This window comes from Gordonia caeni (genome assembly GCF_039537105.1).
Taxonomy (GTDB): domain Bacteria; phylum Actinomycetota; class Actinomycetes; order Mycobacteriales; family Mycobacteriaceae; genus Gordonia; species Gordonia caeni.
In genome coordinates, this window is sequence record NZ_BAAAZW010000017.1 from 1 (window position 1) to 12,486 (window position 12,486).

Here is a 12,486-nt window from a genome sequence, read left to right on the forward strand (position 1 = left end):
CCAGGACTAAGTTACACACGCCCCAACACGAACACAACTCCGCTGGTCAACGGCCGAACCTGTAGCCTGACGGGCATGCAGAAGCAGCGTCAGACGAATGCCCGCGGCCGTTCGGTCCTGATCTCCGCCGTCCTGGCGGGGCTGGTGATCGCCGGCACCGCTGCCTGCGGCGACTTCCCCCGGTCGAACACCGACCCGCTGACCGAGAGCGCCACGGCGCAGTCGATCGTGGAGCAGTTCGTCGACACCTATAACGAGGCCGGCGTGGCCGATGCGGTGGAGCAGACCTTCTGCAGCGACGACGTCGCCGCCAACGAGGGTCGCGAGTCGTTCGGCGACTCCGAGTTCACCGCGGGATCGATGCAGATCACCTCTCCCGCGTCGACCGGAGGCGGGAACGGTCACGCCGGCGTCTCGGTCAGTGGCGCCGCGTCCCCGGTGCAGAACTACACGGTGCAGCTGCGCAAGGACGACGCCCAGGGCTGGTGCATCACCGGGCTCTCCCCCGTCACGGGATGACCAGCGACTCTCCGGCGTCGACGCGGGTGTCGACTTCGGCGGCCCAGCGCACCGGTCCCTCGGCGGGATTCCACTCGGTCAGCAACGACGTCACCTTGGATCGCATCACGGCCGCCAGGCGCCCGAAGGAGTCGCGGTAGTCCTCACCCACGTCGCCGAGCAGCAGCCACCACGCCCAGGCGACGGCGCCGGCGTTGGCGATGAAGTCCGGGAGCACCGCCACCCCGCGGGCAGCCAGTGACAGCTCGGCGTCCGGCGTGGTCGCGGCGTTGGCGGCCTCCACCACGATCGACGCGCGCACGTCCTCGCAGTTGTCCAGCGTGAGCGCATAGGAGACCGCGGCCGGGATCAGTACGTCGCACGACAGGCCGAGCACCGCTTCGCGTTCGAGTACCTGCACGCCGGGCCCGACGATCCCGCGGTCGATCTCGCCGAACCGGTTCCTCGACTCGAGCAGGGCCGGCACCTCGAGCCCCGACGGGTCGTAGAGCGTGCCCGTCGCATCCGCGAGCGCGACGACCTTGGCACCGGCCTCGTGGAGGTAGTACGCCGCCGCACCGCCCATGGTGCCCACACCCTGAACGGCGATCTCGGTCTCGCCCAACGTCCAGTCGCGCACCCGAGCCGCGGCCAGCGCGGCCTGGGCGACGCCGTAGCCGCCGATGACGTCGCCGAGCAGACCACCGGGCGCCGAGGCGTTCAGGCCGGCGGCCACCCGTTCGGCCGTGGCCGCGGGAGTCGCTGAGCGCTCGATCGCCGCGTGGAACGACTGGCGCATGCCCAGACCGGCGAAGACCTCGTCGATCGACTGCTGGCTGACCCCCAGGTCCTCCGCGGTGACCCAGTGGTTGTCGAGGTAGGGGCGCATCGCATCGCAGAAGCGGGTCAGGACGCCTTTGGCGCGGGGATCCTTGGGGTCGAAGTCGATGCCGCCCTTCGCCCCGCCCACCGGGAGGTCGAAGGCCACGGTCTTGTTCGTCATCCCGCGGGCGAGGTCGGCGACCTCACTCGCGGTGCACCCGGCGCGCATCCGGGTGCCGCCCGTGGCCATGCCGCGGACGAGCTTGTCCACCACCAGATAGCCCTTGGCCGCGGTGATCTCGTCGATCCACTCGATACGCAGGTAGGGCTCCCGCCGCGGCATCCGCGACGGGAGTGGGTTCGTTACCGGACCGATCGGGGTGAGCGTCATGCCCATCGCCTCCTACCACTCATGCCGGGCGACCCTGCGTCGCTCGCATCTCAAGTCTCGGCCGCCCGGAAGCGCAGGTCCACGAGGCTTTTCCGCACGTCACCGTTCAGTTCCTCTTCACAATCGCGCGTTCGTTCTAGTCTCGGTCCATGGACGTGTCGCTGCACCGGCTCAAGTTGCTGCGGGATCTGCGCCACCGGGGGACGGTGACGGCGGTGGCCGACGCCCTGCACTATTCGACTTCGGCGGTGTCCCAGCAGCTGTCCCTGCTCGAGCGCGAGACGGGGGCGACGTTGTTCGAGCGCCGCGGGCGCCGGCTGGTGCTCACCGAGGCGGGTGAACTGCTGGCCGACCACGCCGAGTCGATCCTCGACGCGGTGACCCAGGCCGGGAATGCGATCGAGTCGCTGCGCGACGGTCTCACCGCGACGCTGCAGGTGGGCGTGTGGGCCTCGGTGGCGAGCGGATTGTTCCCGCGCGGCATGACGACGCTCGCCGACCGCGCCCCCGGCATCCTGGTGCGCTCGGTGGAACTCTCACCCGAGGACGGGTCCGACGCCGTGCGCGACGGGTCGCTGGACCTGTCCTTCGTCATCGACTACTCCAACTACCTGATGCCGCGGACCCAGGCCCTGCGCAGCCGCCCGATCGCCGCCGAGCAGATGTTCGTCGCCGCACCCACCGGCACCTTCGAGGAGGAGGCGATCGCGTTGTCGTCGCTGGCCACGAAGCCGTGGATTCTGGCGGACTCGCGCTCACACTTCGGCCGCGCGGTCCGTCTCGCGTGCCGGAGCGCCGGCTTCGAGCCGGACGTGCACCACGCCGTCGGTGAGCAGTCGACGGCGCTGGCCCTGGTCGGGGCCGACCTGGGGCTGAGCCTGATCTCCGAGCTCGCCGCGACCGACGTGCCCGACGGTGTGGAGCTCACACCGGTGGCCGACCGGTTCGAACGCAACTTGTCCATCGTCTACCGGTCCCGTGACGCGCAGCGCCCGGCGGTGCGCGCCTTCCTGGAGGCGATGAGCGAGGCGGCGCAGACGCTCGGCCTGCCGCCGCCCACCGGCGAAACCTACGAATCCCCCGAGGCCGAATCGCCCGAGACGTAGCCGCGGTCCTTGTCCACCGGGGGACCCGGCTGTTCGCCGGCGACGTAGCGGCGCAGGTTCTCCAGGAACTGCCGGGACAGCGTGTCCCGCCATCCCACGACGTCCCCGGACATGTGCGGGGACAGATGTGCGCCGGGCAGCGTCCACAGCGGATCGCCCTCCGCCGGCGGCTCGGTGACCAGGACGTCCAGGTGCGCGGCGAGCCGGCCCTCGGCGATCTGCGCGGTCAGCGCCTCCTGATCCACCAGGGGGCCGCGCCCGACGTTGATCACGTGGGCGCCGTCGGGCAGCGCCGCGAGTTCGACCTCGCCCAGCAGGCCGCGCGTCTGCTCGGTGAGCGGTGCGGCCATCACCAGGTGATCGACCTGCCCCAGATGATCGGCGAGGCGGGCCGAATCGACCACCGTCCCGAAGTCGGGATCGTCGGTCCGTTCACGACGTCCGGCACCGGTCACCTCGATCCCCACCGCCCGGAGCAGGCGGGCGCATGCCCGGCCGATGCCGCCGGTGCCGACCACCAGTGCCTTCCGGCCGGCCACCCGCCGAGTCTCGCGGTGCACCCACCGTCCCTCGGCGCGGTAGGCCTCGGTGCGGTGCAGCTGCTTGTCGTGGGCCAGCACGCAGGCCAGCACGTACTCGGCGATGGGCTCGTCGAACACGCCCCGCGCGTTGGTCAGCAGCACCTCGGACTCGCGCAGTCCGTCGAAGAGCACCTTGTCGACGCCGGCAGCCGCCACGTGCACCCAGCGCAGGGCATCGGCGGAGTCCCAGGCAGCGGCGAGCGCGTCGGAGAAGATGTCCCAGACCAGGAGGATCTGTGCGCCGGGAAGGTGTTCGGCGAGCGTCTCGGCGCTCCCCTCGCGCACCTGGGCCAGTTCCTCGATCGCCCCCAGATCCGCCGGCGGTTCCACCCCCTCGGCGGTGAGGAGGACGACGATCGGTCTTTCATCGGCAGGATGATCGCTCATCGTTCCACCGTAGCTGGCGCACTGTGACGATTGTCGACAATCCTACCGTTGACAATGATCGACAGCGGCGGAACACTGATCGGTATGAGCAGCGCAGCACTGTCCCCCGCCCTGAAGCAGGCGACTCCGGTCGTCGTCGACTACGCCTCCGGCTCGTGGATCCACGGCACTGACGGCCGCGACTACCTCGACTTCACCACCGGTATCGGCGTCACGAGCACCGGGCACTGTCACCCCGAGGTGGTGGCCGCCGCCCAGGAACAGTGCGCCAAGATCATCCACGCGCAGTACACGACGGTGATGCACCAGCCGCTGCTCGCCCTCACCGACAAACTCGGCGACCATCTGCCCGCGGGCATCGATTCGGTGTTCTACGCCAACTCCGGCTCCGAGGCCGTCGAGGCGGCGGTGCGGCTGGCGCGGATGGCCACCGGCCGGCAGTACATCGTCACCGTGCAGCGCGGCTTCCACGGACGCACCGTCGCCGCGGCCTCGCTGACCACCGCCGGCACCAAGTTCTCGGCGGGTTTCGGTCCGTTGATGGCGGGCGTGGCCACCACCCCGTTCCCGGATGCGCTGCGGCTGCAGATGTCCGAGGAGGAGGCCGTCGCGCACGCCCTCAAGGAGTTCGACTACCTGCTCGCCACCCGCGTGCACCCCGACGAGCTGGCGGCCGTCCTGATCGAGCCCTTCCTGGGCGACGGCGGATACCTCGCGGTGCCCCCGGCCTACCTGCAGGGCCTGCGCGAACGCACCCGCCGCCACGGCGCCCTGCTGGTCCTCGACGAGGTCCAGGCCGGCATCGGTCGGACCGGTGAGTTCTGGGGCCACCAGCACACCGCCGACCTGGTTCCGGACGTCATCATCACCGCCAAGGGCATCGCCTCGGGCTTCCCGATCTCGGCGATCGCCGCACCGGAGGAGATCATGGCGCGCGTCTGGCCCGGCTCGCAGGGCGGCACATACGGCGGCAACGCGGTGGCCGCGGCCGCCGGTGTGGCCACGCTCGGGGTGATCGAACGCGAAGGGCTGGTGGAGAATTCGCGGGTCCGCGGCGGTGAGTTGCTCGACGGCCTACGGACCGGCCTCGCCGGGATCGAGCAGATCTGCGACATCCGCGGCACCGGCCTGATGCTCGGGGTGGAGTTCGGCGATCCGGCGGCCAACGCCGGCGGCCCCGAAGCCGCCGACGCCGCGCGGCTGGCCACCGCAGTCCAGCAGGCGTGCATCGACGAGGATCTGCTGACCCTGACGTGCGGCCCCACCGGGTCGATCGTGCGGATCATTCCGCCGCTGGTGGTCACCGCCGAGGAGGTCGCCACCGGCACCGACCGCTTCGTCCGCGCCGTCCGCCGCGTGGTGGAGGCCTAGAGAGATGACGGTGGTCGGCGCGCTGCGCGACGCCGGTCTGGCGCCCGACGACTCGCCTCGCCGGCTCGCGGAGTACTCCTACGACGCCTCGAACTACCGTGTGGTCCCCACCGCCGTCCTCTTCCCCCGTGACGAGCGGGAGGTGGCGCAGGCGCTGGCCGTCTGTCACCGCCACCGGACCCCGGTCACCGCGCGCGGCGGCGGCACCTCGATGGCCGGCAACGCCATCGGGACCGGCGTGGTCCTCGACCTGTCCCGGCACATGCACGCCGTCCTCGACGTCGACGAGCAGGCGCGGACCGCCACGGCGCAGGCGGGCGTCGTCCTCACCGCGCTGCGCGCCGCGGTGCTGGAGGCCACCGGTTCACGACTGACCTTCGCCCCCGACCCGTCGAGCCAGTCGCGCGCCTGCCTGGGCGGCGCCGTCGGCAACGACGCCTGCGGGAACCACTCGGTGCAGTACGGACGCACCGCCGACCACGTGGTGGAACTCGCGCTGGTCACCTCCGACGGACTGCGGCTCACCGCCACCCGCAGCGGCGTGCGCGCCACCGACCCGCACGATGCGGCCGCCCGGGCGCGCGCCGAGCACCTGGAGACCGAACTGCGGGCACTCACCGCCGACCACCTGGCCGAGTTCCGCACCGAACTCGGCCGCATCCCGCGCCAGGTGTCGGGCTACCACCTGCGGCATCTGCTGCCCGAGGAGGGCTTCGACGTCGCCCGCGCACTGGTGGGCAGCGAGGGCACCTGCGCGGTGATCACCTCGGTCACCGTCGGACTCGTCCCGCGGGCGCAGCGCACGTCGCTGATCGTCGCCGGCTACGCCGACATCGTCGATGCCGCACGGGACGTCCCGCTGCTGCTCCGGCACTCCCCCAGTGCCGTCGAAGGGGTGGACCGGGTGATCGTCGAGACCATGCGGGTCCGGCGCGGCGCGGACGCGGTGGCCGAGCTTCCGGCCGGCAGCGCCTGGCTGTTCATCGAAGTGGAGGAGACCGGGGAGTCCGACGGCGCCGCGACCGCACTGATCGACGATCTGCGCCGCGACGGGCACATCGTGGACCTGCGGCAGGTGCGCGACCCGGGCGAGCGCGCCGACCTGTGGCGGGTCCGCGAGGACGGCGCCGGCCTGAGCTCGCAGCTGATCGACCCGGAGACCGGCGACACCATCACCACCTGGCCGGGATGGGAGGACGCCGCCGTGCGCCCGGAGAATCTGGCCGACTACCTCGCCGAGTTCCGCGAGTTGCTCGACCGGCACGGCCTGACCGGGGTGATGTACGGGCACTTCGGCGCCGGATGCATGCACATACGCATCGACTTCGACCTTCGCTCGACCGCCGGCCGGGACGTCTTCCGCAGTTTCTGCACCGACGCGGCGCACCTGGTGGTGGCGCACGGCGGGTCGCTGTCCGGCGAACACGGGGACGGGCGCGCCCGCTCGGAGTTCCTGCCGATCATGTACACCCCGCGCATGCTGGCCGCCTTCGATCGTTTCGCGGCCCTGTGGGATCCGCGGGGAATCCTCGCCCCGGGCGGGCTGCGCGCGCCGCGCCCGATGGACGCCGACCTCGCCCTGGCCGGTGCCGGTGAGCACCCCGCGCAGTCGTGCATCGGCGTCGGCCGCTGCCGGACGGCCACCGGCGGGGTGATGTGCCCGTCGTTCCGCGCCACCGGCGACGAGAAGGATTCCACCCGCGGCCGCGCCCGCGTGCTGCAGGAGTTCATCCGGGGCGACCTCCCGACCGCTGCCGACTGGCGGTCGGCGGAGGTGACCGAATCCCTCGAACTGTGCCTGGCCTGCAAGGCGTGCTCGTCCGACTGCCCCACCGGCGTGGACATGGCCGCCTACAAGTCCGAGTTCCTGCACCACCGCTACGCCCGCCGCCTGCGGCCGCGAGCGCACTACACGCTCGGTCTGCTGCCGCTCTGGCTGCGGATCACCCCGCATGTGGCGCGGCCGCTGAACCGGCTGATGGGCACCCGAGCCGGCGCACTGGGCGCCCGCCTCGGCGGCGTCACCACCGACCGCGCCCTGCCGGAGTTCGCGTCCGCCGCCCAGTTGCGGGCCGAGCTGGCGCGGGTGCCGTCGACGGTGAACCACTCCGGCGGCCCCGCCGAGGTGATCCTGTTCGTCGACTCCTTCACCCGCGGCCTGCGCCCGGCGGTGGCCGGTGCGGCCGCCCGGGTACTCGGGGCGGCGCACTCGAGCGTCACCTGCAGTGCCGATCATTGCTGCGGGCTCACGCACATCACCACCGGTCGTCTCGGTGCGGCCCGGCGCACGCTGCGCCGCACCGCCGACCACCTCGATGCGCTGCGCGGCCCGGACGGCGGCGAGGTGCCCATCGTCGTCGTCGAACCGAGTTGCGCGGCGACGCTCCGCGAGGAACTGCCGCGGCTGCTGGACGACGACGTCGCGCGCCGGGTGTCCGCCCGGATCCGTTCGGCTGCAACTCATCTCGGTGCGCTCGCCGCCGAGGGCCGCGCACCGTCCTGGCCCGGTGGATCACCGCCGGAGGCGGTGGTGGTGCAGACCCACTGCCATGAGTACGCGGCCTTCGGCAACCGGGTCCAGCGGGCCTCGCTCACCGCGCTCGGGGTGCCGAGCGTCGTGGAGGCCACCGGCTGCTGCGGTGTGGCCGGCGACTTCGGCTTCACCGCAGGCCACGAGCGCGTCGCCGATGCGATCGCCGAGCAGGCGCTGGCCCCGGCGCTGCGGGACCATCCCGAGGTGCCGGTCCTGACCGACGGCTTCTCGTGCACCACGCAGGTCCACCATCTGGAGGCCGGCCGACCCGGCCGGCACATCCTCGAACTCCTCGACCCCGACCCTCAGGAGGAATGACATGACCCGCTCCGTCACCGACATCATCGCCGGGCTCGGCACCGGCATCCACATCGACGGGCAGTGGCGGCCCGCGCAGTCCGGGGCGGGGTTCGACGTTCAGAACCCGGCGACCGGGGAGACGATCGCGTCCGTCGCCGACGGCGGGCGGGCCGACGCCCGGGCGGCCATCGAGACCGCGGCCGCGCACCAGAAGCAGTGGGCGGCCGTGCCCGCCCGCGAGCGATCGGAGATCCTGCGGCGGGCCTACCAGCTGGTGCTCGACCACACCGACGAGATCGCCCTGCTGATGACCACGGAGATGGGCAAGCCGCTCGATCAGGCGCGCGGCGAGGTGGCCTACGGGGCGGAGTTCTTCCGCTGGTTCGCCGAGGAGGCCGTCCGGATCGGTGGGGACGCGCGGCGCAGCCCGGACGGGAAGACGCGGTTCATCGTGACCCGCGAACCGGTGGGCCCCTCCATCCTGATCACCCCGTGGAACTTCCCGCTGGCGATGATCTCCCGCAAGATCGGCCCGGCGGTCGCCGCCGGCTGCACGATGGTCTACAAGCCCGCCGAGCTGACCCCGCTGACCTCCCTGTACGTCACCGATCTGCTGGTCGAGGCCGGTCTGCCGCCCGGGGTCCTGTCGGTGGTGTCCACCACCTCCCCCGGGGAGGTGACCGAAGCCTGGATCGACTCCGGGAAGGCGCGCAAGCTGTCGTTCACGGGCTCGACGCCGGTGGGCAAGCTCCTGCTCGAGCAGTGCGCGCGCGGCGTCCTGCGCACGTCGATGGAGCTCGGCGGCAACGCCCCGTTCATCGTGTGCGAAGACGCCGACCTGTCCGTCGCGGTGAGCGCGGCGATGGCCGCGAAGATGCGGAACATGGGCGAGGCGTGCACCGCCGCGAACCGGATCCTGGTGCACCGCTCGCGACTGGAGGAATTCGCGGCCGCACTGACCGCCGAGATGGCGGCGCTGACGGTGGGCGACGGCACCCGCGACGGCATCGACGTGGGCCCCCTGGTGGGCCCCGACGCGGTAGACAAGGTGACCGAGCTGGTCGCCGACGCCGTCGACCGCGGCGCCCGGGTGCTGTGCGGCGGCCAACGCCCGACCGGTCCCGGCTACTTCTACCCGCCGACCGTCCTCACCGATGTTCCCGCCGACGCCGACCTGATGAGCACCGAAATCTTCGGCCCGGTGGCCGCCCTGGTGCCCTTCGACACTGACGCCGAAGCCGTCGAACTGGCCAACTCCTCGCCGTTCGGTCTGGTCGCCTACGTGATCACCGAGTCCCTCGACCGCGGTCTGGTGCTGTCCGAGGAACTCGAATCGGGCATGGTGGGGCTCAACACCGGCCTGGTCTCGAATCCGGCGGCCCCGTTCGGCGGCGTGAAGCAGTCCGGCCTCGGCCGCGAAGGAGGCCTGACCGGGATCGACGAGTTCCTGGAGACCAAATACGTGGCTATTCCGGTGCGCTGACCGGCGAGTTCAAGCGGCCCACGCCGTCGCGCATGTGCTCGTCGAGAGTCGCGACGGCGTGTGCCAGATCGCCGGCCCGAACGGCGGCCGCCAGCGCGCGATGCTCGTCGACCCGGTCCTGCCCCTCGGTGTAGGTGGCCTGCATGGCGCGCAGACACATGCTGGTCTCCACGATCACCGTCTCGTGCACCCGCGACAGCCGCTCGCTGGCGGCGGCCTCCACCAGCTCGTGATGGAACTCCAGGTCGGCGGCCACCATCTCCGGGGAGTCGGGACTGCCGGTCAGCGCCGCCATCGCGTCGACGGCCGCGTCGAGGCGGTCGGCCGTCTCCGGCCCGCGGCCGAGTTCGAGCACCCGCTCGACCGCGGCACGCTCGATGGTCGAGCGCAGCAGGTACATGTCGGACACCGCCTCCGGCGTCAGATCGGGGACCTTGGCGCCCCGGTTGCGGTGCGAGACCAGCAGACCCTCCTGGGTGAGTCGCTGGATCGCCTCGCGCAGCGGCCCGCGACTGACACCGAGCTGGCGGGCCAGGGCGGCCTCGCCGAGCTGGGTGCCCGGCGGGAACTCCCCCTCGGAGATCGCCCGGCGCAGCGTCCGGGCGATGAGCGCGGGTGTCGACTCCTGAACGACCGGTTCCAGCACAGTCATCGCCCGGCCCAGATCTGCGGGCGCGGCACCCTGGCGCCGACGCGTTCGAACAGGGCGGCCCCGGCCGCCATCACCGCACGGTCGTCGAAGCGCGCACCGACCAGCTGGATGCCGACCGGCAGCCCTGCGTCGGACACCCCGCACGGAATGCTGAGCGCCGGCTGCTGCGTCATGTTGAAGATGTACGTGTACGGCGTCCACGACGTCCAGTCCGGGCTGTGCCAGCCGGGCGGAACATCCGCACCGACGGGGAAGGCGACGCTCGGCATGGTGGGGGTCACCAGCAGGTCGTACTGCTGGTGCAGGACGCCCATGCGGGCGCCGAGCGCCATCCGGACGGCGACGGCGTCGAGGTAGTCCTGGGCGGTGAAACCGGCGTAGCGCGACAGGGCGTCCCGCAGGCTCGGGTCGACGCGCTCGACGGCGCCCTCCCCGAACGGGCGCAGCACCGCGTCGGCGCCGGCGAACCAGAGGACGTGGAAGGCATCGACCGGATCGGCCAGATCCAGGGTCGGCTGTTCGACGATCGCGCCGAGTCGCTCCAGTTCGCCGACCGCGGCGGTCACCTCGCGCTCCACGTCGGGGTCGTTGGCGCCGAACCCGAGGTCCGGGCTGTAGGCCACACGCAGACCGGCCAGCGGCCGGTCGTCGTCCCGCACGGCGGCGAGGGCGGCGGCCAGGTAGCCGCCCTTCTCCGGGGTGGTCGCCGACGGCGGCATCGCCGACCAGTCCCGCGCATCGGGCCGGATGAGCGCATCCATGTAGGCTGCGGCGTCGGTGACGGTGCGCGTCATCGGGCCGGCGTGCGCGAGCGTGCCGAACGGGCTGGACGGGAACATCGGGATCACGCCGTACGTCGGCTTGAGGGCCACGCTGCCGGTGAACGCGGCCGGGATCCGCACCGAACCGCCGGCATCGGTGCCCACCGACAGCGGGCCCAGGCCGGCCGCGACCGCGGCCGCCGAGCCGCCACTGGAGCCGCCCGGGGTGAGTTCGGGATCGTGGGGGTTGCGGGTGGGCCCCCTCAGCAGCGAGTCGGTGACGCCCTTCCACGCGAACTCGGGCGTCGTGTTCTTGCCCACCACCACGCAGCCGGCCGCGAGGGTGGCCTCGGTGACCGGCGCGTCGACGGTGAAGCTCGCGGGATCGTCGGCGCCGTCGGCCTCGGCGAGCAGCCGGGACCCGCGGTACGTGGGGTGCCCGGCGGTGAGGAAGACGTCCTTGAGCGAGGCGGGCACGCCGTCGAGCGGGCCGAGCGCGCCGCCCGACCGGATGCGCTCGTGGGCCTGCTCGGCCGCCGCCCGCGCACCCTCCGGATCCACCACGCAGAACGCGTTGAGGGAACCGTCGAACCGGTCGATCGCCGTCAGGACCGCGTCGGCGGCCTCCATGGGCGAGAGCTCGCCGCTGCGGAAGGCTCCCGCCAGCTCCAGCGCAGACATCGAACATATCTCGGACATGCCACCACCTGACTACCGACTGTCAATTGTCGACAATCCTACCAGTAGGCGGTTCGGTAGCGGAAGCTGCCGCGGATGCGGCCGACCAGATTCCCGGTGACCCACACCCACTGCCCCACCCGGCGCCGCGACCACGCCCACGGCCACACCGGTGCGGTGCCGAGGCTCACGGCGGCATGGACCGGGAACCACCACCACTGCCGGCCCGGGGCGCGGTACTCCTTGGCCACGCGCGCCTCCTCGCGCCCGTAGTCGATCACCTGCGTCCACGTCTCGCGCAGACCGGTGCGGTAGCGGTAGGCCACCATCGCGTCTCGCGCATGCGCGAAGCGGTACCCGCGGGTCTGCACGCGCCAGCAGAACTCGACGTCGCTCGCCGCCGTCGGATAGCTCTCGTCCCAGCCGCCGACCGCCTCGAAGACCGACCGCCGGATCCCCAGATTGCACCCGAAGGTGATCGGCAGGAAGCGGCCGAGGACGAACGGCTCATCCGGGTCCGGCAGCACCCGCCAGGCGGCCACCACCGGGTCGTTCAGAGTCTCCCGTTCCAGCGGTCCCCCGACGAGGTCGGCGTCGTGCGACGCGGTGACCATCGCGCGCAACCAGGTCGGATGCACGGCGTCGTCCTGGTCGCAGTAGGCGATGAAATCGTATGCGGCGCAGCGAGTCCCGACGTTGCGAGCGTGGGAGGTACCCGCCACCGCCGACGAGTCCACCCGGCGCAGATTCAGCCGCTCACGCAGCGGATGGGACTCGACGTAGTGGGCCAGGTCGGCGCTGCCCTCGTTGTCGCTGATCACCACTTCGAATGCACCGTCGTAGTCCTGCCGCGCCAGCGCGCTGATCTGGACGTCCAGATCGGGCAGGCCGCGGTAGTACGCGATCACCACCGATGCCGTCAT

General features: G+C 71.9%; 10 protein-coding genes. 5 read left to right on the forward strand and 5 right to left on the reverse strand.

Going from position 1 to position 12,486, the window contains the following annotated elements; translation table 11 throughout:
* The first annotated feature begins 75 nt into the window (after positions 1-75).
* A complete protein-coding gene (locus tag ABD732_RS18315; protein ID WP_344786205.1) occupies positions 76-519 on the forward strand; it encodes a hypothetical protein in 444 nt (147 codons plus the stop codon).
* Here ABD732_RS18315 and ABD732_RS18320 read toward each other — a convergent pair.
* Entirely contained in the window at positions 509-1,711 is a 1,203-nt protein-coding gene (locus ABD732_RS18320) for a Glu/Leu/Phe/Val family dehydrogenase (protein WP_344786207.1), read from the reverse strand. The genes ABD732_RS18315 and ABD732_RS18320 overlap by 11 nt on opposite strands.
* 149 nt (positions 1,712-1,860) lie before the next feature.
* Between ABD732_RS18320 and ABD732_RS18325 the strand changes: the two genes are divergently transcribed.
* Complete coding sequence (locus ABD732_RS18325; RefSeq protein ID WP_344786209.1) at positions 1,861-2,817, forward strand: LysR family transcriptional regulator; 957 nt, start codon at positions 1,861-1,863, stop codon at positions 2,815-2,817.
* Here the strand turns inward: ABD732_RS18325 and ABD732_RS18330 are convergent.
* On the reverse strand, positions 2,781-3,785 hold the full coding sequence (locus ABD732_RS18330) for a D-2-hydroxyacid dehydrogenase (RefSeq protein WP_344786211.1): 1,005 nt from the start codon (positions 3,783-3,785) through the stop codon (positions 2,781-2,783). The genes ABD732_RS18325 and ABD732_RS18330 overlap by 37 nt on opposite strands.
* Positions 3,786-3,869: 84 nt before the next feature.
* Here ABD732_RS18330 and ABD732_RS18335 point away from each other — a divergent pair, with 84 nt between their 5' ends.
* Genes ABD732_RS18335 through ABD732_RS18345 form a run of 3 tightly spaced genes read left to right on the forward strand, consistent with a single transcriptional unit; the run spans position 3,870 to position 9,472 of the window.
* Positions 3,870-5,156 (forward strand): aspartate aminotransferase family protein, encoded by a 1,287-nt coding sequence (locus ABD732_RS18335; protein ID WP_344786213.1) that lies wholly within the window; start codon positions 3,870-3,872, stop codon positions 5,154-5,156.
* Between the two features lie 4 nt (positions 5,157-5,160).
* Positions 5,161-8,007 (forward strand): FAD-binding and (Fe-S)-binding domain-containing protein, encoded by a 2,847-nt coding sequence (locus ABD732_RS18340; protein WP_344786215.1) that lies wholly within the window; start codon positions 5,161-5,163, stop codon positions 8,005-8,007.
* 1 nt (position 8,008) lies between these two features.
* A complete protein-coding gene (locus tag ABD732_RS18345; protein WP_344786217.1) occupies positions 8,009-9,472 on the forward strand; it encodes an NAD-dependent succinate-semialdehyde dehydrogenase in 1,464 nt (487 codons plus the stop codon).
* Here the strand turns inward: ABD732_RS18345 and ABD732_RS18350 are convergent.
* The 3 genes from ABD732_RS18350 to ABD732_RS18360 are packed head-to-tail and all read right to left on the reverse strand — an operon-like array spanning position 9,456 to position 12,486.
* The gene (locus tag ABD732_RS18350; protein ID WP_344786219.1) at positions 9,456-10,124 is read right to left on the reverse strand and encodes a GntR family transcriptional regulator; all 669 of its coding nucleotides are present in this window, start codon (positions 10,122-10,124) and stop codon (positions 9,456-9,458) included. The two genes, ABD732_RS18345 and ABD732_RS18350, sit on opposite strands and share 17 nt — an antisense overlap.
* Positions 10,121-11,584, reverse strand: coding sequence for an amidase (locus tag ABD732_RS18355; protein WP_344786221.1), 1,464 nt, complete (start codon positions 11,582-11,584; stop codon positions 10,121-10,123). The genes ABD732_RS18350 and ABD732_RS18355 overlap by 4 nt, the downstream gene beginning before the upstream one ends.
* A gap of 38 nt (positions 11,585-11,622) precedes the next feature.
* Positions 11,623-12,486, reverse strand: coding sequence for a glycosyltransferase family 2 protein (locus tag ABD732_RS18360; RefSeq protein WP_344786223.1), 864 nt, complete (start codon positions 12,484-12,486; stop codon positions 11,623-11,625).

Excerpts from the sequence above, each read along its gene's own strand:
- ABD732_RS18335 (WP_344786213.1), top strand. The coding sequence starts at position 3,870 with ATGAGCAGCGCAGCACTGTCCCCCGCCCTGAAGCAGGCGACTCCGGTC.
- ABD732_RS18355 (WP_344786221.1), bottom strand. The coding sequence starts at position 11,584 with ATGTCCGAGATATGTTCGATGTCTGCGCTGGAGCTGGCGGGAGCCTTC.
- ABD732_RS18325 (WP_344786209.1), top strand. The coding sequence starts at position 1,861 with ATGGACGTGTCGCTGCACCGGCTCAAGTTGCTGCGGGATCTGCGCCAC.
- ABD732_RS18345 (WP_344786217.1), top strand. The coding sequence starts at position 8,009 with ATGACCCGCTCCGTCACCGACATCATCGCCGGGCTCGGCACCGGCATC.
- ABD732_RS18360 (WP_344786223.1), bottom strand. The coding sequence starts at position 12,486 with ATGACGGCATCGGTGGTGATCGCGTACTACCGCGGCCTGCCCGATCTG.
- ABD732_RS18320 (WP_344786207.1), bottom strand. The coding sequence starts at position 1,711 with ATGACGCTCACCCCGATCGGTCCGGTAACGAACCCACTCCCGTCGCGG.
- ABD732_RS18315 (WP_344786205.1), top strand. The coding sequence starts at position 76 with ATGCAGAAGCAGCGTCAGACGAATGCCCGCGGCCGTTCGGTCCTGATC.
- ABD732_RS18350 (WP_344786219.1), bottom strand. The coding sequence starts at position 10,124 with ATGACTGTGCTGGAACCGGTCGTTCAGGAGTCGACACCCGCGCTCATC.
- ABD732_RS18340 (WP_344786215.1), top strand. The coding sequence starts at position 5,161 with ATGACGGTGGTCGGCGCGCTGCGCGACGCCGGTCTGGCGCCCGACGAC.
- ABD732_RS18330 (WP_344786211.1), bottom strand. The coding sequence starts at position 3,785 with ATGAGCGATCATCCTGCCGATGAAAGACCGATCGTCGTCCTCCTCACC.